Below are 21,197 nucleotides of genomic sequence, written 5' to 3'. Positions count from 1 at the left end.
TTAAAATCCGTGCTCGGCCAGAAATTCCATGGTGATGCCGGAGGACTTGGGTGTCTCCCGGCCCAGCAATCTGGCCACGTATTTTCCTAAAATATCGGTCTCCAGGTTGACGGTGTCCCCGGCGCGCCGGTCCAGCAGGGTGGTCTGGGCTCCGGTGTGGGGAATGATGGAGACGGAAAAGTCCCGGTCGGTGACCGCAGCCACCGTCAGGCTGATGCCGTCGATGGCGATGGAGCCCTTTTCCACAATGCCGGAGAGCAACTCCGGGGCGGCGGCAATGGTCACCCACACCGCGTTGCCCTCCCGCCGGAGAGAACTTACCGTGCCGGTACCGTCGATATGGCCGGTGACGATGTGTCCGCCGAAGCGGCCGTCCGCCGCCATGGCTCGCTCCAGGTTGACCTGGGAGCCTGGGTGCAGCCCGCCCAGCCCAGTACGGCGGAAGGTCTCGGGCATCACGTCGGCGGTAAAACCGGCGGGGGAGAGGGCGGTCACCGTGAGACACACCCCGTTTACCGCGATGGAGTCTCCCAGCTTGGTGCCCTCCAGTACGGTGCAGGCCGCCAGCTCCAGGCTGCCAGGGCCCAGCTTGCGGATGGTGCCCAGTTCCTCAATGATCCCTGTGAACATGTTGTATCACCTCGTATTCCAGCAGCAGATCTTCCCCCATGGGGGTGCAGGTGGGAGAGGAGAGCTGCCAGCAGTCCTCGGGCCGGTCCACACCAACGCCCTCCACCGGGCTTTTGGCGTCTGCTCCGCCAAACAGTTTGGGGGCCAGGTAGCAGTATACCTTGTGTACCAGGCCCTGCCGCAGCATGGACTCGTTAAGGCCGCCGCCCCCTTCCAGCAGGATGCCGTCGATCTCCCGTTTTCCCAGCTCCGCCATCAGGGCGGGCAGGTCCACCCGGCCGTCGGGGCCGGGCAGGTCCAGCACTGTGACGCCCAGGCCATCCAGGGCCTTCCGCTTGTCCTGGTCAGGGGAGGCGCAGGCCACGATGGTGGGTACCTCGTGAGCGGTACGGCATAGGTTGGAATCCAGAGGAATGCGCAGGTGGGAGTCGCAGATGATGCGTACCGGATTGCGGCCTCCCTCCATCCGGCAGGTGAGCCGGGGGTCGTCCTGAAGCACCGTGCCGATGCCCGCCAGAATGCCCCGGTACTTGTGGCGCAGAGTCTGGACGTGGGCCCTGGCCGCCTCGCCGGTGACCCACTGTGACAGGCCGGTGTGACAGGCGATCTTGCCGTCGGCGGTCATGGCATATTTCATGGCCACATAGGGGGTCTTGTGAGTGATGTAGTGGAAAAATACCGGGTTCAGGGTGTCGCACTGCTCCCGCATGAAGTCCTCCTCCACAGTGACGCCCGCCTGCCGCAGCAGGGCCGCCCCCTTGCCGTGGACCAGGGGATTGGGGTCTCGGGAGCCGATGACCACCTTGGAGATGCCCGCATCCAGGATGGCCTGGGTGCAGGGAGGCTGGCGGCCCTGGTGGCAGCAGGGCTCCAGAGTGACATACAGGGTAGCGCCTGCCGGGTCCTCCGTGCAGGCGGCCAGAGCCTCCCGCTCGGCGTGGAGTCCGCCGCAGCGGCGGTGCCAGCCCTGGCCGATGATCTTGCCGTCCTTCACCAGCACAGCCCCCACCAGTGGATTGGGACTGGTCCAGCCGGTGCCCTTGCGGGCCAGTTCCATGGCCAGCGCCATGCAGTCGTTGGCGTTCATACTTTGCCGTTCCCTCCTTTTTCGGGACGAAAAAAGCGCCCCGAAGCAACTTCGGGGCGCTGAGAAAGCAACTGCGGGGCGGGGGAAAAATCCAGATGAAAAAGGATATATTCATTCCCGCCGGCGTCTTCTTCCATCCAGACTTTAACTGTCGGTTTTGGAATCACACCAAATCCTGCGCTTACGCGCTCGCGGACTTTACCGCCGATCGGGAATTTCACCCTGCCCTGAAGACTGCATATGAACTTGTTGGCTTTATGATAGCACCGGATGGCAAACCTGTCAACCGGTTATTTATCCACGCTGGGAATTTCGGTGGTGTCCACCTCGTCCAAATGGTTCAGGTAATGCTTGGTTTCCCTGGCGATGACGCCGGAGAGGAGCAGTACCGCAATCAGGTTGGGAATGGCCATGAAAGCGTTGAGAATATCGGCGATGGTCCACACCAGATCCAGAGCCAGCACCGGACCTACCACCACTACGGCCACAAAGAGGATCTTATAGGGCAGGATAGCTTTCTTGCCCCACAGATACTGGGCACACCGCTCGCCGTAGTAGGACCAGCCCAGGATGGTGGACCAGGCAAAGGTGATAATGCCGATGACCAGAATAACGGGGCCCAGCACGGGAATCTGGGCAAAGGCCAGGGTGGTCAGCTTGCCGCCGTCGGTGACGTCGGCCATGTTGATGGAGGGATTTTTCATGATGGTGGAGACCAACACCAGACCGGTCATGAGGCAGACCACCACGGTATCCCAGAAGGTGCCGGTGGCAGAGACCAGTGCCTGCCGCACCGGGTTGCGGGTCTGGGCGGCGGAGGCCACCAGAGGAGCGGAGCCCATGCCGGACTCATTGGAGAACAGGCCACGGGCCACGCCGAAGCGCATGGCCACCATCAGGCCCTGGCCCACCAGGCCGCCGGCTACCGCACCGGGGGTGAAGGCCAGACGGATGATGGCGCCGATGGCGGGAAGGATAAAGTCGTAGTTGAAGCCCAGAATGATGATGCAGCCCAGCACGTAGAAGATGGCCATAAAAGGCACCAGCTTCTCGCACACACTGGCGATGGAATTGATGCCGCCGATGATAACGATGGCGGTGAGCAGGCCGCCCACGATGCCAATGATGATGGGCGGGATGGAGAAGGGGACGTTGTTCTGAATGACCTCAGCGATGGCGTTGATCTGGGTGCCGCAGCCGATGCCGAAGGAGGCCAGAGCAGCCAGGGCCGCAAAGAGCACGCCCAGCCACTTCAGGCCCAGGCCACGCTCCAGGGCGTACATGGCGCCGCCCTGCATTTTGCCGTCGGGGGTGCGTACCCGGTACTTGACGGCAATGAGAGACTCAGCGTACTTGGTGGCAATGCCGAAGATACCGGCGATCCAGCACCAGAACACCGCGCCGGGGCCGCCCAGGAAGATGGCGGTGCCCACGCCGATGATGTTGCCGGTGCCGATGGTGGAGGCCAGGGCGGTGGTGAGCGCCTGGAACTGGCTCACGTCGCCGGGGGAGTCCGGATCACGGGTTACCGACAGGCGGATGCCGGTAAAGGTCTTGCGCTGGATGAAGCCGGTGCGCACCGTCATAAACAGGTGAGTGCCCAGCAGCAGGACGATCATGGGAATGCCCCAAATAAAACCATCCAGCCAATTCAGGAAGGATACGATCGCGTTCATACGAATCCTCTTTTCTCTCTCTTTTTCGCTTACTTATTTTGCTCCAGCCACTTTTTCAGCTGCTCGGCCATGGCGGAGTTTCCGCTGTCCTGCCGCTGCTCCTGCTGCTGAAGATAGCGGCGGACGTCCCCCTTGCCGGCGGATTTGCTCTCCCGCCGCTTTTTGAAGTCGCTGAGCCGCTCCCGGTAGCCGCACACGCAGGCGAAGAGCTGCTTGTCACCCTCACCCCGCAGCTCCATCTTCTTGTGGCAGTTGGGGCAGCGGGCGTTGGTGGTCTGGGTTACCGAGCGGCGGTAGCCGCATTCCCGGTCGGGACACACCAGCAGCTTGCCTCGTTTGCCCTTGATGCTGAGCAAAAATTTGCCGCAGTCGGGGCACTTTTCCCGGGTTACATTGTCGTGGGTATAGGTGGCGTCGCTGGCCTTCACCTCGGCCACCAGATGGGAGGCGTAGCCCTTCATCTCGCCCACAAAGGCGTCCTCGCGTTCCTTGCCCTGGGCGATGTCACCCAACCGCTTTTCCCACTGGGCGGTGAGAGAGGCCGAGCGCAGATCGGCGGGGGCCAGCCCCACCACCTGGATGCCCTTGGAGGTGGGCACCAGCTCCTTGCCCCGACGCTCGATGTAGAAGGCGGAGAACAGCTTTTCGATGATGTCGGCCCGGGTGGCGGGGGTGCCCAGGCCGCCGGTCTCCTCCAGGATCTTGCTCTGGTCCTTGTCCTTCACCTGAGCGGCGGGGTGCTCCATAGCGGTGAGGAGGGTGGCCTCGGTGTACCGCTTGGGGGGCGCGGTCTTGCCGGGATTGATCCGGACAGACAGGACGGACAGCTTGTCGCCCTGCTTCAGGTCGGGGAGGGACTGCTCCCGCTCCTCCTCGTCAGTATCCTCCTCCAGGTCGAAGGAGCGGTCGTAGGCAGCCTTCCAGCCCAGCTCCTTGACCACCTTGCCCTTGGCGTGGAAGGCCTCGCCGTCGATGATCAGCTTGAGGGAGACCTCCTCGTACTCGAAGGGAGGCAGCAGCACCGCCAGGAAGCGGCGGGCCACCAGGTCAAAGATGTTGCGCTCCGGACCGGACAGCCGCCACAGCTCCACCTGTTCCTCGGTGGGGATGATGGCGTGGTGGTCGCTGACCTTGGCGTTGTTCACCAGGTAGCGGGTCTGGAGGGGACGGCGGGTCATGATCTGCCGGGCCAGGGGGGCGTACTCGTCAATCATGACGCTGCGCAGCCGCTCGGGCAGGGTGGGTACCACGTCGTCGGAGATATAGCGGGAGTCGGTGCGGGGATAAGTGAGGATCTTGTGGACCTCGTACAGGTTCTGCATCACCGACAGGGTCTCCTTGGCGGAGTAGGCGTACTTCTTGTTGGCGTCCCGCTGCAGCTCGGTCAGATCGTAGGCTGCCGGGGGCGGGGTCTGCTTCTAGGTTCGCTTCACCTCGGTGAGAACAGCGGTCTTACCGTCCAATCTGGCAGCAAGGGATTCTGCTTGCTCCCTGTTGAAAATACGGGCTTGGCCGTCTTGATCACGCCAGGTGGCCGTAAAGCCTGGCAGCTTGACGGAGACTGTAAAGAACTCCTTGGGCTGGAATTTGCGGATCTCCTCCTCCCGGTCCACAATGAGGGCCAGAGTGGGGGTCTGGACCCGGCCTGCGGACAGCTGGGCGTTGTATTTGCAGGTGAGTGCCCGGGTGACGTTGAGGCCCACCACCCAGTCGGCTACGCTGCGGGCCCGGGCGGAGTGGTACAGGTTGTTGTAGTTGGCGGCGGGGCGCAGGTGGGCAAAACCCTCCTTGATGGCCTTGTCAGTCTGGGAGGAGATCCACAGCCGCTTGGCCGGCTTCTTCCAGCCCGCCTTCTCCATGATCCAGCGGGCCACCAGCTCGCCCTCCCGGCCAGCATCGGTGGCGATGACCAGATCGTAGACATCCCCCCGGCGCATGAGAGACTGCACTGCCCGGAACTGCCGCCCAGACTGGGGGATGACCACCGTTTTCATTTTGTCGGGCAGCATGGGCAGGGTGAGCAGGTCCCACTTGGCCCATGCCTTGTCGTAGTCCTCCGGGGGTGCCAGCTCCACCAGATGGCCCAGGGCCCAGGTGACAATGTAGCGATCCCCCTCCAGGAAGCCCTCGCCGGACTTTTTGCAGCCCAGTACGCGGGCCAATTCCCGCGCTACCGAGGGCTTTTCCGCCAATACCAATGTTTTAGACATATAGTTTCTCCTAACCGCCGGAAACCGGCGTTTTTCAGGTTTTTCTCCCGTTGACTTTTTCGCGTCCGGTTGTTATCTTTAAGCCAGAAGGAAACCCCGTTTGTTGTGCTGACTTAAGAAAGGAGTACAGTATGTTCGGGTTTGCTGGATTGCAGGTCAAGATGAGTCAGACTCTGATCCCCGGAGGCTGGATGGACCACGATGAAAAGGCCTGCCGCAGACAGGCCAGGGACGCGGAATGGAAGTTCCGGGTCTCCAAGGGGTATGAGAAGGACACCTTCTGGAATCGGGTCAAGTTCAACATGACCCACAAAGACTGAGTTTACCGACAGCCGCAGGCCCTGTGCCTGCGGCTTTTTTTACAGGGAGATGCTCCAGTTGCCCAGCTGATCCAGGATGGGGATGAGCCGCTTGCAGGGCTCGGTGATGCTGTACTCCACCCGCACCGGCACTTCCAGATACTCCATGCGGGTAACCAGCTTGTCCTCCTCCAGCTCCCGCAGGGCGTTGGCCAGCACGGTGTTGGACACCCCGTCCAGCGTCTTCTTCAGCTGGTTGTACCGGGTGGGGCCGTTGTTGTACAGAGAGCACAGGATCTGCATTTTCCACTTGCCGCCGATGAGCGACAGGGCGTGGTTCAGGGGGCAGGTCTCCATACAGGGACAGTTATCATGTTCCACAGGTCAGTTCCTCCTTACCTGGTACGAAATTTCTGCGTTCTTGCGTTGGATGAATATAGGTACTATAATACTACCAGGTTCGAAAAATGAAAAGCACTTTTTAGGAGGAATTTCCATGCCACCTTATCTGACCGGCCTTGGCATCGGCTTGGCCTATGTGGCCCCCATCGGGATGCAGAATCTGTTCGTCATCAACTCCGCCCTGACCCAGCCCCGGCATAAGGCGCTGCTGACCGCCCTCATCGTGGTCTTCTTTGATGTGACCCTGGCTCTGGCCTGCTTCTTCGGTATCGGCGCGCTGATGGAGCACTTCACCTGGCTGCAGATGGTCATTCTGCTGGTGGGCGGCGGCATCGTGATCTGGATCGGCATCGGCCTGCTGCGGGATAAGCCCACCATGGACAACAACGTAGATGTGAACATCTCCCTGCCCCGTGTGGCGGCCAAGGCCTGCGTGGTCACCTGGTTCAACCCCCAGGCCATCATCGACGGCACCATGCTCTTCGGCGGCTTCCGGGCGGGCAACCCCGGCGCGGTAAGCACTCAGCTGATCCTGGGCTCCTCCACCGCCTCCTTCCTGTGGTTCTTCGGCATTACGGTGCTGATCTCCCTCTTCTCCGCCCGCTTCAACGACAAGATCCTGCGGGTCATCAATGTGGTGTGCGGCATCGTCATTATCTTCTACGGCTGCAAGCTGATTTGGCAGTTTTTCCAGATGGTCCTGTAAAGAAACAGCGGGGCCGCTCCCATTGGGAGCGGCCCCGCTTCTTGTTTCACTTACTGATTACGCACCAGATTGACCAGAACCTGGGTCATTTTTTCCAGCGCATCCACTGGGATGTACTCGTGGACACCGTGGAAGTTCACTCCGCCGGTGCACAGGTTGGGACAGGGCAGGCCCATGTAGCTGAGCCGGGCGCCGTCGGTGCCGCCCCGGATGGGCACCTCCATGGGCGTGACCCCCACCGCCTCCATGGCAGCACGGGCACGGAGGATGAGGTACATGTGGGGCTCGATCTGCTCCCGCATGTTGTAGTAGGAGTCCTTCAGGTCCATATCCACCGTGCCGGCGCCGTACTTGGCGTTGAGGTAGTCCACCACCCGGGTCAGGAAGACCTTGCGGGCCTCAAAGCTATCCCGGTCGTGGTCACGGATGATGTAGGAGAGGGTGGCGGTGGTCTCGTCGCCCGACATCTCACACAGGTGATAGAAGCCCTCGTAGCCCTCGGTGTGGGCGGGAGTCTCGGCGGGAGGCAGCATGTCCACCAGCTCAACGGCCATGAGGATGGCGCTCTTCATCTTGTTTTTGGCGGAGCCGGGGTGGATGTTCACACCATGAATGGTGATCTCGGCGCTGGCGGCGTTGAAGTTCTCATACTCCAGCTCACCCAGCTCGCCGCCGTCCACGGTGTAGGCCACCGCCGCGCCGAAGCCGGCCACGTCGAAGTGGTCGGCGCCGTTGCCCACCTCCTCGTCGGGGGTGAAGCCTACGGCGATGCGGCCATGGGGGATCTCGGGATGGAGGGTGAGATACTCCACGGCGGACATGATCTCGGCCACGCCAGCCTTGTCGTCGGCGCCCAGCAGGGTGGTGCCGTCGGTGACGATCAGGTCCTGACCCACATACTTGGCCAGACTCTCAAAGTCGGCGGCCTTCATGAGAATCTGCTTCTCCTCATTGAGGACGATATCGCCGCCCTCATAGTGGACGATGCGGGGCTTCACGTCGGTGCCGGGGGCGCTGGGGGCGGTGTCCATGTGGGCGATGAGGCCCACGCAGGGGATGCCCTCGCAGCCGGGGGTGGCGGGGAGCCAGCCGTAGACATAGCCGAACTCATCCATATGGGCGTTGTGCAGGCCCAGCGCGCTCAGCTCCTCCGCCAGAGCGGCGCCCAGCACCTTCTGCTTTTCGGTGGAGGGAATGGTCTGGCTGTGCTCGTCGGATTGGGTATCATAGGTCACGTACTTCAAAAAGCGTTCCACAGCATTCATGTTTCTACGTCCTTTCCGCCGGGACCCGCCGCTTTCTCTTGACGGGGACCGGGCAATGGAATACACTGAAATCGTAACAAACATTGTACCACAAGAGGAGAGCGATTTCCATGGTAACAACACAGGAATTTACCTTTCCCTCCAGTGACGGGGTCCATCTGGTGGGAGCCACCTGGTGGCGGGGGGAGACGGAGCGGCCCCGGGCGGTGGTACAGCTGGTCCACGGCATCTCGGAGTATATTGGCCGCTACGACGCTTTTGCCCACTTCTTGGCGGAGCACGGGTACTGGGTGGTGGGCCATGACCACCTGGGCCATGGCCGCACGGCGGCGGACCCCTCGGAATACGGCTGGTTTGCCGACAAGGACGGCTGGAAGTATGTGCTGAAGGACACCAAGACCCTCCGCCGCATCGCCGGGGAGGCTTGTCCGGAGGCCCCCTATATCATCATGGGCCATTCCATGGGTTCCTTTGTGGTGCGGGGCTATCTCAGCTTCTGGCCGGGGACAGTGGACGGAGCTATCCTGTCGGGCACTGGGCAGGAGGCACCTGCCAAGGTAAATGCGGGCCTGGCCCTGTCCGCGCTGCTGATGAAGACCAAAGGACCCCGGGCCCACAGCAAGCTGCTGGATGATCTGTCTGTGGGAGCCTACAACAAGCAGTTCAAGCCCATCCGCACCGGTGCGGACTGGATCTCCCGGGATGAGGCGGTGGTGGACGCCTACTGCGCCGACCCTCTGTGCCAGTTCCTGCCCACCGTCAGCATGTTCCACGACATGATGCACGGGCTCAATCTGCTGGCCCGGAAGAGTACCCTGGCCCGGCTGGACCCGGATACCCCGGTGTACTTCTTTGCCGGGGACAAGGACCCGGTGGGCAGTTCCGGCAAGGGCGTGAAAAAGGTGGCCCGCTGGTTCCGAGAGGCCGGCGTGAAGGATGTGACCGTCAAGCTCTATCCGGAGGGACGCCACGAGATGCTCAACGAGACCAACCGCCAGCAGGTCTATGAGGATGTGCTGATCTGGCTGGAGGGACATCTGCAGAAGAGGACATAACAAAAGCGGCCGCGCTGTGCGCGGCCGCTTTTTTGGTTGGGATCAGCCCGGAGGCCAGGTCATATCCCGGCCTGCCAGCACGTGGAAGTGCAGGTGATGGACCGACTGGCCCGCCTGCTCTCCGCAGTTGGAAACCACCCGGAAATCAGTGATGCCCTTCTCCTGAGTCACCTTGGAGATGACCTCAAAGATGTGGGCCACCACACCGGCGTTGTCGGCGTTGATCTCGCCGCAGGAGCCGATGTGAGCCTTGGGGATCACCAGGAAATGGGTGGGCGCCTGGGGATCAATGTCATAGAAGGCAAAGACCTGATCGTCCTCATAGACCTTGTTGGACGGGATCTCCCCGGCGGCGATCTTACAGAACAGACAGTCGCTCATAGCAGGACCTCCTCACTTGTAAAGCTGGGTTCAGTATAGCACAGAAGGAAGGGCTTGTCATGCCTGAAAAGGAAAAAGGCTGCTCCATAGCTCGACACCCAAACGCAAGAAAAAACTTGAAGATCATATGATAAAATAATATAATACCACTGGAAAACGAATGAAAAATTAGGTTTTGCTATTACCAGAGGAACGTTAATAAGATCGAGTTTGAATCAGCATTGCGGGAAGCCAGGTGAGAGGATTGATTTCCATGCGAAAAAAGATGTATTTCAAACTGATTCTATGTGTTTTTCTGGTTGCGGTGCTGGGCTTTCTGTGTTATGCCGCATTGAGAAGATCGTATTTTCCAATGGGTGGCGATGTAGTAATTGTGGATAAGGGCACCAATCTCTTCGGTTACTATATTGTGGTCAAGCAAGGCCCCACGCTGGAAGGCGAATCATCCGACTTTAAGTTGAGCTGCACAAGAGAGCAGTATGATTCTGTTAATATTGGGGAAACGGTTGGTATTGATCGCACGCAAAGTGCGATTACCCATGGTGGTACCGTGCATCGTATCAAAACGGGAACAGAATCGTGACGATAGAAGAGCCAAGAGCTGGGGGGATGACACCTAGCGCTTGGCTCTTTTAAGGTGAACAAGAAGGAACGAAAAACAGCAGCATGATACGTTAGTATCATGCTGCTGTTTTTTTCAGATACAAAAGACGCTGATTTCTATTGGTCAATCACACAGCGCGGGTGACCTTACCCGAACGGAGGCATCTGGTGCACACATAAACGTGCTTGGGCGTGCCGTTGACGATCGCCTTGACGCGCTTCACATTGGGCTTCCAGGGACGGTTGGTACGGCGGTGAGAGTGGGACACCTTGATGCCGAAGACAACGCCCTTGTCGCAAAATTCACATTTGGCCATTCGCTTATACCTCCTCGCTCGTCAGGATACGCTTACAAAAGCATCGAACGATATGATAGCAGATGTTTGCGAAAAATGCAAGCGTTTTTTTCAAAATGAATATAATTTTTCTGGAGGCCTTACTGCAGCGGGGGTTCCGGCTCCAGCAGGCCGGTCAGAACATCCCAGTCCACACCGCCGGAGATTAGATAGGCCCCCTCCTGTGCGACCGAACTGGACCGGGGACGGCAGATGAGATAATCGTCGGCCAGGACCACACGGTAGGAGCGCTGGCTATCCGCATAGCGGATGCTCAGCTGGTGAGTGGCGTCGGAGAGCGTATAGCCGCCCGTAATTTTTCGTCCCTCCAGATCGGCCAGATAATCCAGCAGGGCCTCCGGGTCGGTGCAGCTCCACTGGGACTCGGGGGAGGAAGGGGCAGTCAGAGCCACGGAGCGCAGCGCATAGTCTTCCTGAGAGCCGCTGGAGAAAAGCAATTCGGCAGTGGGGGTGGTCTCGTAAGCCAGGGAGACAAAGCCGCTGGTCATGACCAGGCCGAAGGCGGCCGCACCGGCCAGCAGGCTGCCGGCAAGCCGCCGGGTGGGTTTGACGATCTGTTTCAGGCGGTAGCGCAGGGAAGAGGCCGAGGCGGAGAGACAGGTGGTAAAGCCGCGGGAATCTCCGGCGGTATCCAACAGCAGACCGGCGTAGGTGCGGCGAGTGTCGGGGTCCGCATCGAAGAGCACTGCCTCATCACAGCTGAGCTCCATGTCCTGAGCGCTGCGGTCCATGGCCAGCCACATCAAAGGATTGAACCAGCACAGGGCGGTACAGGTGGCGAAAAAGAATTTGGACAGGCTGTCCCGACGCAGAATATGGATCAATTCGTGTTTCAAGATCAGGGAGAGCTGTTCCGGAGAATAGGGATGCTCGGGCAGCACCACATGGATGCTCCAGAGCCCCACAGACAGAGGGCTCTGCACCCGAGGGGAGGTCACCAAAGGGTAGCACTTGTCTTCGTGGGGGTTCAGACGGGCCTGGAGTCCCCGCCATAACTCCACGATAGCGGGGGCGTCAACCGGGCGGGCGTCTGCCAGAATGGAGCGGCGGAAGCGGATATGAGAGAAGATTTTCCACCCAAGTACGGCTGCAAATCCGATCACCCACACCAGGAGGATGGCCCCAATGGGCAGATCAGGGACCTGTAGGACCAGCCGGGGATGGCTGGGAGCCATGGCGTCATACTGCAGCACATAGAGGTAGATGGGCAGCAGCCACAGCAGGGCGCAGGTCTGCGGTTTGAACCAGCGTCGGAGCAGAGGCATCAGGGCCAGCAGGAGAAGGTTGTATAGGCTCAGCTGGAAAAAGAGGATGAGCCACAGCGAGAAAAGGGCGTCTGTCAGGCTGTCGCCCCAGTTCAGAACCACGGACCCCAGCAGGAGAGCTGCCCAATATACGAATAGGACGGGGGGGAGGCTGAACGTATAATGGGGGCCTTTCCGAAGGGCGCGGGGGCCGAAAGCCTTGCGGTCTAACCAGGTGACTTCGATGGCCAATATCACAGCGAGGAAGAGCCCCATCAGCAGACGAAGGGACAGCGTCATAGAGCATCACGCTCCAAGAGATCCCGGAGCTGGTCCAGCTCTTCCCGGGTGAGGCCGCTGTCGCACAGGGCGGCGGCGAAGGCGGGCAGGCTGCCGCCGCACACCTTCTGGACAAAGGTACGGCTCTGGGCGGCCAGATAGTCCTTTTGTGCCACAAGGGGGGTGTAATAGCTTTTGCGGCCCTGCTTTTCCATGCGGAGGAAGCCCTTTTCCCCCAGCCGGGTGAGCACCGTCAGCAGGGTGGTGACCGCCATAGGGTGGACGTTCTGGAGCACTGCTTCAATGTCCGAGCGGGAGGCGGGCGGCGTACAGGACCACAGGGCCTGCATGACCTCCAGCTCGGCGTCGGGCAGCCTGCGGATGGCTTTCATAGGATCACTCCTCTACAATTATAGTACAACTATATTCTACAACAATAGAATTAAATGTCAAGGTGTCGTTGTCCGCTTTTGTGGTAAAATCCTGGCGGTTGCAAACAGGGCGGATAGAATGGTATAATAAAACAAATCATCGGAAAACAGCGGCACAGGAGGTAGCGGCATGGAGAGTTTATACACCGTCAAGTTGGGCGAGCTGATCAAGCAATTCAAACTGGAGGTGCTACGGGGTGCGGCGGGCTATGAGGATCAGGCCATCCGCACGGAGGACGTGAACCGCCCCGGTCTGCAGCTCACCGGCTTTTTTGATTATTTTGACCCCCATCGGCTCCAGGTCATTGGCCGGGTCGAGGACACCTATCTCTCCGGCCTGACGCCGGATCAGCGGCGGGAGAGCTTCGAGCTGCTGCTGAGCCAGGATATTCCTGCCCTCATCCTCTCCCGAGGCATCGAGCCCTTCCCGGAGTGCATGGAGATGGCGGAGAAATACGACCGGACGGTGCTCCGTAGCCAGGACACCACCAGCGTGCTCATGAGTACCATCATCGCCTCTCTGAAGTCCTATCTGGCACCCCGCATCACCCGCCACGGCGTGCTGGTGGAGGTGTACGGTGAAGGCGTGCTGCTGCTGGGCGAGTCCGGCGTGGGTAAGAGTGAGACCGCCATTGAGCTGGTGAAGCGCGGCCACCGCCTCATTGCCGATGACGCGGTGGAGATCAAGCAGACTGTTACCGGCGGCCTGGTGGGTACTGCCCCTGAGCTGATCCGCCACTATATCGAGCTGCGCGGTATTGGCGTCATTGACGTGCGCCGCCTGTTCGGTATGAGCGCCGTTAAGGAAGAGAGCGAGATCGACATGGTCATCAACCTGGAGCAGTGGAAGGACGGGACCATGTATGACCGGCTGGGTCTGGAGAATCTGTACACCACCATTCTGGACGTGCAGGTGCCCTCTCTGACTATCCCGGTGAAGCCGGGCCGGAACCTGGCGGTCATTATCGAGGTGGCGGCCATGAACAACCGTCACAAGAAGATGGGCTATAACGCTGCTCTGGAGTTTACCAAGCAGATCAACGAGCACTTCGACCAGGCCATGAGTGCCCAGATGAACAAGTAAACCAGTAGATCAGGTCCGCCGCAGAAGCCCGGAGGGAAGCCTCCGGGCTTCTGCGGCGGACTTTTATATAAGTATAAAGAAAGCAGCTGCGAAACCTCCGGCCGGAGCCGGAGGTTTTTGTCACACTTGGCTTGTCCCAAGTGTATTCCAGGTGAACGCGTTCCAAAACACAAGGCAAGGAGGGAGGACCATGGAGGGGCAAGACAGGGAGGCGCTGGCCCGGCGGCTGGTGGAGACCTACTCCGACCAGCTGCTGCGGGTGGCATACTCGCTGCTCAATTCCGTGCCGGACGCCCAGGATGTGTGCCAGGAGGCGCTGCTCAAGCGGCTGGACCGGGCCGGAAGTTTTGAGAGCCAGGAGCACGAGCGGGCCTGGCTCATCCGGGTGACCATCAATCTGTGCAAAAATCTGCGCCGCAGCCCCTGGCGCACCCGGACGGTAGGGCTGGACACGGTGGCGGAGCAGCCCGCCTTCCAGCCCCAAGAGGGGGGCGTACTGGAGGAGATCCAGCGGCTGCCCGCCAAATACCGGGAGGTGTTGGTGCTCTACTACTATATGGGCTATGACAGCAATGAAATTGCAGATATGCTGGGGATCCGGGCGGACGCGGTGCGGGCCCGGATGAGCCGGGCCAGACAGAAGCTGAGACTGGGATTGGAGGTACAGGGCTATGGCAAGCTATCGGGATGAACTGGAGGAGCTGAGATTTTCGCCGGAGGAGAAGGCAGAGCTGACCCGCCGCCTGACGGCAGGACGGAGCGAAACAAAAAGGCGGATGCACCTGCCATACCGGGGCCTGGTGGCTGGCGTGGCGGTGATTTCTTTGTTGCTAGGGGCGGCGGGGGCGGCTTCCCTGGCAGGGGTGTCTCCGGCATTCCGGGACTTTTTCGGCATCACCGATCAGGTCCAGGCTGAGCAGCTGGGGGCTGAGCAGATGGATCTGGTCTTTGCGGATCAGAATGGCTCCGGTGCATCCATCATTGTGAAAGAGGTGGTGAAGGACCAGGAGCGGGTCTATGTGCTCATGGACTTCACCGCACCGGAGGGGACGGTACTCCCGATACCGGAGGAGACGGCGGACGGCCGGAACTTCTGGCTGGGAGAGGAAGAGGGGGATTGTTCCGTCGCCTTCTACGGAGATGAGGACTGCACCCAGCGGGTGGACCCTCGCAGCTGGGGCTGGGGCTTCCAGGCGGTGGAGGCCCCGGATACCACCGATCAGGTGATCCCCATGATGCTCCAGATCACCGCAGACGAGACCTTGCCGGAGGAGGCGTCCTGGCTCCGGGTTACCCACCTTTCCAACCTCTGGGCGCTGGAGAACGGGAAAGAGGTCCGGGTGCTGGAGGGAATGGACTTCCGGCTGGTCATTCCCATTGAGACTACGGCGGAGATCTATTCCTTTGAGGGGCGCTGCGGTGTGAATCTGAATGGGACAACGCTGGCGACGGTGGAAAACCTGACCATCTCCCCGGTCAGCATCGCCATGGACCTGGTGATCCCCAACGGGGCGGCCTATGATGCGGCCTTTGAAGCCCAGGGCCCCTGGCAGATGTATGTGCTGCTGGAGGATGGCACCCAGGTGCAGACCCGGTTTGAGAAGGGAGGCGGTGTCCAGGATGTGTTCCATGACGCCAATGGAAAGACCTTCTTCCGGGCGGATCACGTGCGGTTCGAACTGGAGTCCCCCATTGATGTGGCCCAGATCCAAGACATTGTCTTTGTAGGGGACAACAGCCTTTTGTACGGGGCGGAGGAGAGCAATGCGGTGATTCATTTCCAGTTCACGCCTCACTATTTCCGCAATGAGACCTATTGGAACACCGTCAACAGCTATTGGAAGCAGCAGTAACCCTACAAAAAGAGCCCGGAGTGACCCGGGCTCTTTTTTCTGTGCGGAATTGAAAAAATCCTTGCAAATTGGGAAACACTGTGATATTATATCCGGGCATGATTACGCACACCCGCGGACGGGGGGCCAGGTGCTTCCGCTTGGAGGTTGGCCGGCTCCGAATGAACCGGGTGGAGGAATCAACAATTAAAGGAGGAATTTTTACCATGGCAGTCGTATCTATGAAGCAGCTTCTCGAGGCGGGCGTCCACTTCGGTCATCAGACCCGTCGTTGGAACCCCAAGATGGCCACCTATATCTACACCGAGCGCAACGGCATCTATATCATCGACCTGCAGAAGACCGTGAAGAAGCTGGAGGAGGCCTATAACTTCGTCCGTTCTCTGGGCGAGTCCGGCCAGACCCTGCTGTTCGTGGGCACCAAGAAGCAGGCTCAGGAGGCTATCAAGGAAGAGGCTGAGCGCGTTGGCATGTACTATGTGAACGCTCGTTGGCTGGGCGGCATGCTCACCAACTTCAAGACCATGCGCGGCCGCGTGGAGCGTCTGAACCAGCTGAAGAAGATGCAGGAGGACGGCACCTTCGACATGCTGCCCAAGAAGGAAGTCATGAAGCACCTGGGCGAGATCGCCAAGCTGGAGAAGTACCTGGGCGGTGTCGTGGAGATGAAGAAGCTCCCCGGCGCTCTGTTCGTTGTTGACCCCCGCAAGGAGCGCAACGCCATCAACGAGGCCCGCAAGCTGAACATCCCCATCGTGGCTATCGTGGACACCAACTGCGATCCCGACGAGATCGACTACGTGATCCCCGGCAACGATGACGCCATCCGCGCCATCAAGCTGATCTCCGGTGTGATGGCCAACGCCATCCAGGAGGGCAAGCAGGGCCAGGACGCCGCTGAGGAGACCGAGAAGACCGAGGCTGCTGAGTAATTTTACTGGAACGAAGGACAGGAGCGCCCGCCCGCGCGGGCGGACGCTCCTTTTATAATTGAGATGGAGGTAATGTGATCATGGCAATCACTGCAAAAGACGTACAGGCTCTGCGCGAGATGACCGGCGTGGGCATGATGGACTGCAAGAAGGCCCTCACCGAGGCCGAGGGCAACATGGACAAGGCTGTTGAGATCCTGCGCGAGAAGGGTCTGGCTGCTTCCCAGAAGAAGGCTGGCCGTATCGCCGCTGAGGGTATGGCTTACGCCGCTGTCATCGACGGCATGGGCGTTGTGGTCGAGGTCAACGCCGAGACCGACTTCGTGGGCAAGAACGAGAAGTTCGTGGACTTCGTTAAGGGTGTTGCCGCTGTTGTGGCCGCCAACAAGCCCGCTGACCTGGACGCTCTGATGGCTCTGCCCTTCGGCAACGGCCGTACCGTGCAGGAGGAGCAGCAGGAGATGGTGCTGGTCATCGGCGAGAACATCAAGGTCCGCCGCTTTGCCTTCTTTGCTGAGGGTATTTCCGTGCCCTATATCCACGCTGGCGGCAAGATCGGCGTGCTGGTCAACCTGGAGAGCAGCCTGACTGCCGAGCAGGTGGAGACCGTTGGCAAGGACGTGGCCATGCAGATCGCCGCTCTGAATCCCCGCTTCTGGGACAAGAGCCAGGTCGATCAGGCCACCCTGGACGAGGAGAAGAAGATCCTGCTGGTCCAGATGGAGAACGATCCCAAGATGGCTTCCAAGCCCGAGAAGGTGAAGGAGGGCATCGTGGCCGGCAAGCTGGGCAAGTTCTACAAGGAGAACTGCCTGCTGCAGCAGGAGTTTGTTAAGGACAACTCCATGACCGTGGAGCAGTATATCGCTTCCGCTGCCAAGGCTCTGGGCGGCACCATCACCTTCAAGAACGCTGTTCGCTTTGAGAAGGGCGAGGGCATCGAGAAGAAGCAGGAGAACTTCGCTGAGGAGATCGCCAAGCAGCTGGGCAAGTAATTGCATCAGAGAAATGAAGCGCCGGACACGGATGTGTCCGGCGCTTTTTCATGCCTGGAGGTTCTCCTGCACCTGCCGCAAGGCAGGTCGCGCCAGGTGGCGCGCACAAGCGTTTTGCCGGAGGCAAAACCTTGGATGGGGGCGGATTCACTTTGCCCCCATCCGGTCAAAACAGGGGCCCCGCCCGGCCTGGCCGGGTGGGATGAACTTCGCTGAGGAGATCGCCAAGCAGCTGGGCAAGTAATTGCATCAGAGAAACGAAGCGCCGGACACGGATGTGTCCGGCGCTTTATGCCCTCTAAAGGCTTGTCACAGCCCTCTGTGAGCGTTTCTGCGATGGTCAGGACTCGGCGGGGGAGGGAACCAGGAACAGGAAGTCGCTGCCGCCCTCAGACTCGGGGAAAGCGCCGTACATGGAGAAGTTGTACATGAAGCGCTCGGCCATCAGAGTGCCGTATCCGTCCTGACAGTGGTCGGTGGTGTCATAGGGATCGGCCACGATAAACACGTCGTCCTGCTGGGTCTCAGTGCCCATGGTGTCGTAACCGATGATCACCTGCCAGTGGCCGCCCCAGTCGTTGTAGCACACCATGACCGGCTTGCCCTCGGCCAGCCAGCCCTGGATGGTGTCCATCCAGACCTCGGAGGCCGGGTCCTCGTAATCCAGCGTGCTGGTGTATGTAAAGCCGCCTACGCCGTCAAAGATGTCCATGGCCTGCTTCAGAGTGGTGCCGGGATAATCGGCCAGCTCAGTGCCCTCCAGAGAGTGGCGCAGAGCCGCCAGGCTCTCCTCGTTCCAGTCGCCCAGCTGATCATACCAGTTGAGCACCATCAGGGCGCTGGTGACGCCGCAGGCCCACTCGCTGGTCTGCTGCATGGTCTTAAAGCCGGTCAGGATGGTGAGGGTGTCAGTGGACTCCATGTGGTAGTAATCGGGATGGGCGAAGTAGGGGGAATCCTGATGGTCGCCCAGCCGCTCTACCGAGTCGGCACCGTCCTCGGGGGACAGGTCCACAGCGTAGGGGATCTTCATCTCGTCGGTGAAGCTGGCGGAGACTTCCGCCTTGTTGGGTGTTGTGGCATCCGCAAGGGATGTTTGGGCCGCCCCAGTCGGCTGGGTCCCTCCCGTGGTGTTAGTGCAGCCTGCCAGCAGGCCGGCGGTCAGGGTGAGGGTCAGCGCCAGAGTGACTTGTTGTTTCATTTCTCGATCTCCTTTTCAGTCCGATTCTGCGAAAACGCAGTGATGCAAATTATAACGGAACCCGTTGGAAAATGCAAGAATAAATATTCAAAGAATGTGAGAAAAAAGCCAGCTCAGAAAAAAGGCTTGACATGGAGTGGACTCCAGGTGATATGGTTTAGATAAGGAAATAAAGGTATGGCAAGGAGGAACGGGTATGACCATTGCGGAAGTGAGTAAAAAGTACGACATTTCCCCGGATACCCTGCGGTACTATGAACGGATCGGCCTGATCCCACCGGTGCCTCGCACCAAAAGCGGTATTCGGGACTACGACGAGGAATCCTGCGGCTGGATCGAGCTGATGAAGTGCATGCGGGGAGCAGGGGTACAGATTGAGGCGCTGATTGAGTATGTAGCTCTCTTCCAGCAGGGAGACGAGACCATCGACGCCAGAAAGGCCCTTTTGATCGAACAGCGGGACCAATTGGTGGAGCGCATGGAAGATATGCAGCGCTCGCTGGACCGCCTCAACGAAAAGATTGAACGGTATGAGCAGGGACTGATGACCAAGGAGCAGCAGCTGCGCCGGGCCAAGGAACGAAAGGAGCAGAAGCAATGATGGAACCGATTGAGAGCGTTTTTCCCCGCGGAGGGGAAAATGAGGCCTATGCGGCCTACTTTGTGGGTACCAGCTACCTGAATATACTGAGTACACAGGGCGTGGTGATTGGCAACGTGACCTTTGAGCCGGGCTGCCGCAATAACTGGCATATCCACCACGCCAAGAGCGGCGGTGGACAGATTTTGCTGTGTACCGCCGGACGGGGCTGGTATCAGGAGTGGGGCAAGCCGGCCCGTGCGCTAAAGCCTGGCGATGTGGTGAATATCCCGCCGGAATTAAAGCACTGGCACGGTGCAGCCAAAGACAGCTGGTTTGCTCATCTGGCAGTTGAGGTTCCCGGAGAGGATACCGCCAATGAGTGGTGTGAGCCGGTAAGCGAGCAGGAATACAACAGTCTGGAAGGCTGAGAGAAAAAGGAGGACGCGCAAGTGCGCGTCCTCCTTTTGCGGTTACATATCATTCAGATCGTAAGGTGTGGTCTGATAGACGTAATAATTGAGCCAGTTGGTGTACAGGAGCTGCCCGGCGCTGCGCCAACGGACCACGGGAACACGGTTGGGGTCATCGTCGGGGAAGTAATGGGCGGGGACGGCGATGTCCAGGCCCTTGTTGACGTCGCGCCAATATTCCTTGGCCAGGGTATCCGGATCATACTCCGGGTGACCCAGCACAAAGAACTGACGGCTGTTCTCGGTTTTGACCGCATAGACGCCGGCCTCGGAGGAGGTCGCGATGAGCTCCAGACCCGGAGCATTGCGGATGTCCTGCTCCCATACCTCGGTGTAGCGGGAGTGGGGGGCATAAAAGACGTCGTCAAATCCGCGGAAGAGGGGAGAGCTGGGCTTCAGCACCCGGTGCTCATAAACACCGAAGAGCTTTTTGGGCAGGGACCGCTTCTCAATTCCATGATGGTAGTAGAGGCCGGCCTGAGCGCCCCAGCAGATGTGCAAAGTAGAGTGGACATGGGTCTTGCTCCATTCCATAATCTCGCACAGCTCCGGCCAGTAGTCCACCTGGTCAAACTCCAGGTTTTCCACCGGCGCGCCGGTAATGATCATACCGTCGAATTTGCGCTCCCGGATCTGATCAAAGGTGGTATAGAAAGAGGAAAGGTGATCCTCGTCGGTGTGCTGGGACTGATAGCTGGCGGTCCGCAGCAGCTCCACCTCGATCTGCACCGGTGTGTTGGACAGCTTGCGCAGGATCTGGGTCTCAGTGACGATCTTGGTGGGCATCAGATTGAGGATCAGGACGTTCAGAGGACGGATATCCTGGTGCAGAGCCCGGTGTTCCGTCATAACAAAGATGTTCTCGCTTTCCAGAACCGCAGTAGCGGGAAGTGAGTCAGGGATTTTAATGGGCATAGAAGTGCTCCCTTCTATAAGGATTTGCTATCCAATAGAGTAGCATAATTCCCCATCAGCCGCAACCAGAGAATGACAAACAGCGACTGGAAAAAGAAAATGACGAAAACGGGAAAAAGGTGTTGACAAATGGAACCCTGAGTGGTATTCTATCTGAGCGCCTTGCGAGAGAGGACTGAAAACTGATCAAAATTGGGAGAAACCGAGCGGAACGCCGGACGGCCTCACGAAAAAGATTAGAAAAAAGTGCTTGACAACCGCGAGTGTGCGTGATAGAATAAGCGAGTTCGAGCCGAAAGGCCTGAACGAGTTTAAAAAGGACTGAAATCAAGGGATTGGAGCTAAAAAGCTCCGAAAAAACTTGAAAAAAGTTCTTGACAAACAAATCCGGAAGTGCTAAAATAAATAGCACGTCAGCCGATCGGCTGGACGGAGCGTGTACCTTGTAAATTAAACAACGTGAAAGAAACACGAAGCACCAGAAAGGACGAGAAGTCCTTCTGACAAGCAAAGCTTGAAAGAAGGCTCTTGATTTAATTT

Annotated in this window: 22 protein-coding genes, 1 pseudogene and 1 riboswitch; of the genes and pseudogenes, 11 read left to right on the top strand and 12 right to left on the bottom strand. The window is 59.3% G+C overall.

Annotation, left to right across the window (positions count from 1 at the left end; genetic code table 11):
- The 4 genes and pseudogenes from J9789_RS13280 to J9789_RS13265 form a co-directional block, all read right to left on the bottom strand.
- Complete coding sequence (locus J9789_RS13280) at positions 1–630, bottom strand: riboflavin synthase (RefSeq protein ID WP_209346170.1); 630 nt, start codon at positions 628–630, stop codon at positions 1–3.
- Positions 611–1,717, bottom strand: coding sequence for a bifunctional diaminohydroxyphosphoribosylaminopyrimidine deaminase/5-amino-6-(5-phosphoribosylamino)uracil reductase RibD (gene ribD / locus J9789_RS13275; protein ID WP_209346168.1), 1,107 nt, complete (start codon positions 1,715–1,717; stop codon positions 611–613). The genes J9789_RS13280 and ribD overlap by 20 nt, the downstream gene beginning before the upstream one ends.
- A gap of 121 nt (positions 1,718–1,838) precedes the next feature.
- Positions 1,839–1,956: riboswitch (FMN riboswitch) on the bottom strand.
- A 51-nt stretch (positions 1,957–2,007) separates the two neighbouring features.
- Positions 2,008–3,393 carry a sodium:alanine symporter family protein gene (locus tag J9789_RS13270; protein ID WP_209346166.1) on the bottom strand — a complete coding sequence of 462 codons (1,386 nt, stop codon included), beginning with the start codon at positions 3,391–3,393 and terminating at the stop codon, positions 2,008–2,010.
- A 29-nt stretch (positions 3,394–3,422) separates the two neighbouring features.
- Positions 3,423–5,603 (bottom strand): annotated as a pseudogene (locus J9789_RS13265) (DNA topoisomerase III).
- A 131-nt stretch (positions 5,604–5,734) separates the two neighbouring features.
- Here J9789_RS13265 and J9789_RS13260 point away from each other — a divergent pair.
- Positions 5,735–5,923 (top strand): hypothetical protein, encoded by a 189-nt coding sequence (locus tag J9789_RS13260; protein WP_209346164.1) that lies wholly within the window; start codon positions 5,735–5,737, stop codon positions 5,921–5,923.
- Between the two features lie 39 nt (positions 5,924–5,962).
- Here the strand turns inward: J9789_RS13260 and J9789_RS13255 are convergent, their stop codons facing one another.
- The gene (locus J9789_RS13255) at positions 5,963–6,259 is read right to left on the bottom strand and encodes a helix-turn-helix domain-containing protein (RefSeq protein ID WP_087336229.1); all 297 of its coding nucleotides are present in this window, start codon (positions 6,257–6,259) and stop codon (positions 5,963–5,965) included.
- A gap of 139 nt (positions 6,260–6,398) precedes the next feature.
- On the opposite strand from J9789_RS13255, the gene J9789_RS13250 reads away from it, so the two are divergent.
- Complete coding sequence (locus tag J9789_RS13250) at positions 6,399–7,010, top strand: LysE family transporter (protein ID WP_209346162.1); 612 nt, start codon at positions 6,399–6,401, stop codon at positions 7,008–7,010.
- A 50-nt stretch (positions 7,011–7,060) separates the two neighbouring features.
- On the opposite strand, the gene pepT is transcribed toward J9789_RS13250, so the two are convergent.
- Complete coding sequence (gene pepT, locus J9789_RS13245) at positions 7,061–8,275, bottom strand: peptidase T (protein ID WP_209346160.1); 1,215 nt, start codon at positions 8,273–8,275, stop codon at positions 7,061–7,063.
- A gap of 110 nt (positions 8,276–8,385) precedes the next feature.
- On the opposite strand from pepT, the gene J9789_RS13240 reads away from it, so the two are divergent.
- Positions 8,386–9,330 carry an alpha/beta hydrolase gene (locus J9789_RS13240; protein WP_209346158.1) on the top strand — a complete coding sequence of 315 codons (945 nt, stop codon included), beginning with the start codon at positions 8,386–8,388 and terminating at the stop codon, positions 9,328–9,330.
- Positions 9,331–9,372: 42 nt separating this feature from the next.
- Here the strand turns inward: J9789_RS13240 and J9789_RS13235 are convergent, their stop codons facing one another.
- Positions 9,373–9,711, bottom strand: a complete 339-nt coding sequence (locus tag J9789_RS13235) for a histidine triad nucleotide-binding protein (protein WP_209346156.1) — start codon at positions 9,709–9,711, stop codon at positions 9,373–9,375.
- Positions 9,712–9,964: 253 nt separating this feature from the next.
- Between J9789_RS13235 and J9789_RS13230 the strand changes: the two genes are divergently transcribed.
- Positions 9,965–10,294: a hypothetical protein gene (locus J9789_RS13230; protein WP_209346155.1), complete on the top strand. Its 330-nt coding sequence runs from the start codon at positions 9,965–9,967 to the stop codon at positions 10,292–10,294.
- 148 nt (positions 10,295–10,442) lie between these two features.
- Here J9789_RS13230 and rpmB read toward each other — a convergent pair whose 3' ends face one another.
- The 3 genes from rpmB to J9789_RS13215 form a co-directional block, all read right to left on the bottom strand.
- Positions 10,443–10,631: a 50S ribosomal protein L28 gene (gene rpmB / locus J9789_RS13225; protein WP_087188236.1), complete on the bottom strand. Its 189-nt coding sequence runs from the start codon at positions 10,629–10,631 to the stop codon at positions 10,443–10,445.
- 119 nt (positions 10,632–10,750) lie between these two features.
- On the bottom strand, positions 10,751–12,214 hold the full coding sequence (locus J9789_RS13220; protein ID WP_209346153.1) for a M56 family metallopeptidase: 1,464 nt from the start codon (positions 12,212–12,214) through the stop codon (positions 10,751–10,753).
- A complete protein-coding gene (locus J9789_RS13215) occupies positions 12,211–12,585 on the bottom strand; it encodes a BlaI/MecI/CopY family transcriptional regulator (RefSeq protein ID WP_209346151.1) in 375 nt (124 codons plus the stop codon). The genes J9789_RS13220 and J9789_RS13215 overlap by 4 nt, the downstream gene beginning before the upstream one ends.
- 169 nt (positions 12,586–12,754) lie before the next feature.
- On the opposite strand from J9789_RS13215, the gene hprK reads away from it, so the two are divergent.
- From hprK to tsf, 5 genes are all read left to right on the top strand, one after another.
- On the top strand, positions 12,755–13,708 hold the full coding sequence (gene hprK / locus J9789_RS13210) for an HPr(Ser) kinase/phosphatase (RefSeq protein WP_209346149.1): 954 nt from the start codon (positions 12,755–12,757) through the stop codon (positions 13,706–13,708).
- Positions 13,709–13,898: 190 nt separating this feature from the next.
- On the top strand, positions 13,899–14,399 hold the full coding sequence (locus J9789_RS13205; RefSeq protein ID WP_209346147.1) for an RNA polymerase sigma factor: 501 nt from the start codon (positions 13,899–13,901) through the stop codon (positions 14,397–14,399).
- Positions 14,380–15,561, top strand: coding sequence for a DUF4179 domain-containing protein (locus tag J9789_RS13200; protein WP_209346145.1), 1,182 nt, complete (start codon positions 14,380–14,382; stop codon positions 15,559–15,561). Before J9789_RS13205 ends, J9789_RS13200 begins: the two co-directional genes overlap by 20 nt.
- A gap of 206 nt (positions 15,562–15,767) precedes the next feature.
- Positions 15,768–16,493: a 30S ribosomal protein S2 gene (gene rpsB / locus J9789_RS13195; RefSeq protein WP_087188242.1), complete on the top strand. Its 726-nt coding sequence runs from the start codon at positions 15,768–15,770 to the stop codon at positions 16,491–16,493.
- 80 nt (positions 16,494–16,573) lie between these two features.
- Entirely contained in the window at positions 16,574–17,488 is a 915-nt protein-coding gene (gene tsf, locus J9789_RS13190; RefSeq protein WP_209346143.1) for a translation elongation factor Ts, read from the top strand.
- Between the two features lie 340 nt (positions 17,489–17,828).
- On the opposite strand, the gene J9789_RS13185 is transcribed toward tsf, so the two are convergent.
- Entirely contained in the window at positions 17,829–18,689 is an 861-nt protein-coding gene (locus J9789_RS13185) for a C39 family peptidase (protein WP_209346141.1), read from the bottom strand.
- Positions 18,690–18,885: 196 nt separating this feature from the next.
- Here J9789_RS13185 and J9789_RS13180 point away from each other — a divergent pair, with 196 nt between their 5' ends.
- Together J9789_RS13180 and J9789_RS13175 are read left to right on the top strand one after the other, a co-directional pair.
- Positions 18,886–19,290, top strand: coding sequence for a MerR family transcriptional regulator (locus tag J9789_RS13180; protein ID WP_209346139.1), 405 nt, complete (start codon positions 18,886–18,888; stop codon positions 19,288–19,290).
- Positions 19,287–19,700 carry a cupin domain-containing protein gene (locus J9789_RS13175; RefSeq protein ID WP_348633693.1) on the top strand — a complete coding sequence of 138 codons (414 nt, stop codon included), beginning with the start codon at positions 19,287–19,289 and terminating at the stop codon, positions 19,698–19,700. Before J9789_RS13180 ends, J9789_RS13175 begins: the two co-directional genes overlap by 4 nt.
- 42 nt (positions 19,701–19,742) lie before the next feature.
- On the opposite strand, the gene metA is transcribed toward J9789_RS13175, so the two are convergent.
- Positions 19,743–20,657 (bottom strand): homoserine O-succinyltransferase, encoded by a 915-nt coding sequence (gene metA / locus J9789_RS13170; protein WP_209346137.1) that lies wholly within the window; start codon positions 20,655–20,657, stop codon positions 19,743–19,745.
- Between the last annotated feature and the right edge of the window lie 540 nt (positions 20,658–21,197).

It is taken from the genome of Flavonifractor sp. AGMB03687, from assembly GCF_017811815.1.
Lineage (GTDB): Bacteria > Bacillota > Clostridia > Oscillospirales > Oscillospiraceae > Flavonifractor.
The sequence above is the reverse complement of the archived record's forward strand: the minus strand, read 5'-3'. Positions and strand labels throughout refer to the sequence as shown.

Excerpts from the sequence above, each read along its gene's own strand:
- J9789_RS13235 (WP_209346156.1), bottom strand. The coding sequence starts at position 9,711 with ATGAGCGACTGTCTGTTCTGTAAGATCGCCGCCGGGGAGATCCCGTCC.
- J9789_RS13215 (WP_209346151.1), bottom strand. The coding sequence starts at position 12,585 with ATGAAAGCCATCCGCAGGCTGCCCGACGCCGAGCTGGAGGTCATGCAG.
- hprK (WP_209346149.1), top strand. The coding sequence starts at position 12,755 with ATGGAGAGTTTATACACCGTCAAGTTGGGCGAGCTGATCAAGCAATTC.
- pepT (WP_209346160.1), bottom strand. The coding sequence starts at position 8,275 with ATGAATGCTGTGGAACGCTTTTTGAAGTACGTGACCTATGATACCCAA.
- J9789_RS13240 (WP_209346158.1), top strand. The coding sequence starts at position 8,386 with ATGGTAACAACACAGGAATTTACCTTTCCCTCCAGTGACGGGGTCCAT.
- J9789_RS13185 (WP_209346141.1), bottom strand. The coding sequence starts at position 18,689 with ATGAAACAACAAGTCACTCTGGCGCTGACCCTCACCCTGACCGCCGGC.
- J9789_RS13280 (WP_209346170.1), bottom strand. The coding sequence starts at position 630 with ATGTTCACAGGGATCATTGAGGAACTGGGCACCATCCGCAAGCTGGGC.
- J9789_RS13180 (WP_209346139.1), top strand. The coding sequence starts at position 18,886 with ATGACCATTGCGGAAGTGAGTAAAAAGTACGACATTTCCCCGGATACC.
- rpsB (WP_087188242.1), top strand. The coding sequence starts at position 15,768 with ATGGCAGTCGTATCTATGAAGCAGCTTCTCGAGGCGGGCGTCCACTTC.
- J9789_RS13230 (WP_209346155.1), top strand. The coding sequence starts at position 9,965 with ATGCGAAAAAAGATGTATTTCAAACTGATTCTATGTGTTTTTCTGGTT.
- rpmB (WP_087188236.1), bottom strand. The coding sequence starts at position 10,631 with ATGGCCAAATGTGAATTTTGCGACAAGGGCGTTGTCTTCGGCATCAAG.
- J9789_RS13270 (WP_209346166.1), bottom strand. The coding sequence starts at position 3,393 with ATGAACGCGATCGTATCCTTCCTGAATTGGCTGGATGGTTTTATTTGG.
- metA (WP_209346137.1), bottom strand. The coding sequence starts at position 20,657 with ATGCCCATTAAAATCCCTGACTCACTTCCCGCTACTGCGGTTCTGGAA.
- tsf (WP_209346143.1), top strand. The coding sequence starts at position 16,574 with ATGGCAATCACTGCAAAAGACGTACAGGCTCTGCGCGAGATGACCGGC.
- J9789_RS13255 (WP_087336229.1), bottom strand. The coding sequence starts at position 6,259 with ATGGAGACCTGCCCCCTGAACCACGCCCTGTCGCTCATCGGCGGCAAG.
- ribD (WP_209346168.1), bottom strand. The coding sequence starts at position 1,717 with ATGAACGCCAACGACTGCATGGCGCTGGCCATGGAACTGGCCCGCAAG.
- J9789_RS13205 (WP_209346147.1), top strand. The coding sequence starts at position 13,899 with ATGGAGGGGCAAGACAGGGAGGCGCTGGCCCGGCGGCTGGTGGAGACC.
- J9789_RS13200 (WP_209346145.1), top strand. The coding sequence starts at position 14,380 with ATGGCAAGCTATCGGGATGAACTGGAGGAGCTGAGATTTTCGCCGGAG.
- J9789_RS13175 (WP_348633693.1), top strand. The coding sequence starts at position 19,287 with ATGATGGAACCGATTGAGAGCGTTTTTCCCCGCGGAGGGGAAAATGAG.
- J9789_RS13250 (WP_209346162.1), top strand. The coding sequence starts at position 6,399 with ATGCCACCTTATCTGACCGGCCTTGGCATCGGCTTGGCCTATGTGGCC.
- J9789_RS13260 (WP_209346164.1), top strand. The coding sequence starts at position 5,735 with ATGTTCGGGTTTGCTGGATTGCAGGTCAAGATGAGTCAGACTCTGATC.
- J9789_RS13220 (WP_209346153.1), bottom strand. The coding sequence starts at position 12,214 with ATGACGCTGTCCCTTCGTCTGCTGATGGGGCTCTTCCTCGCTGTGATA.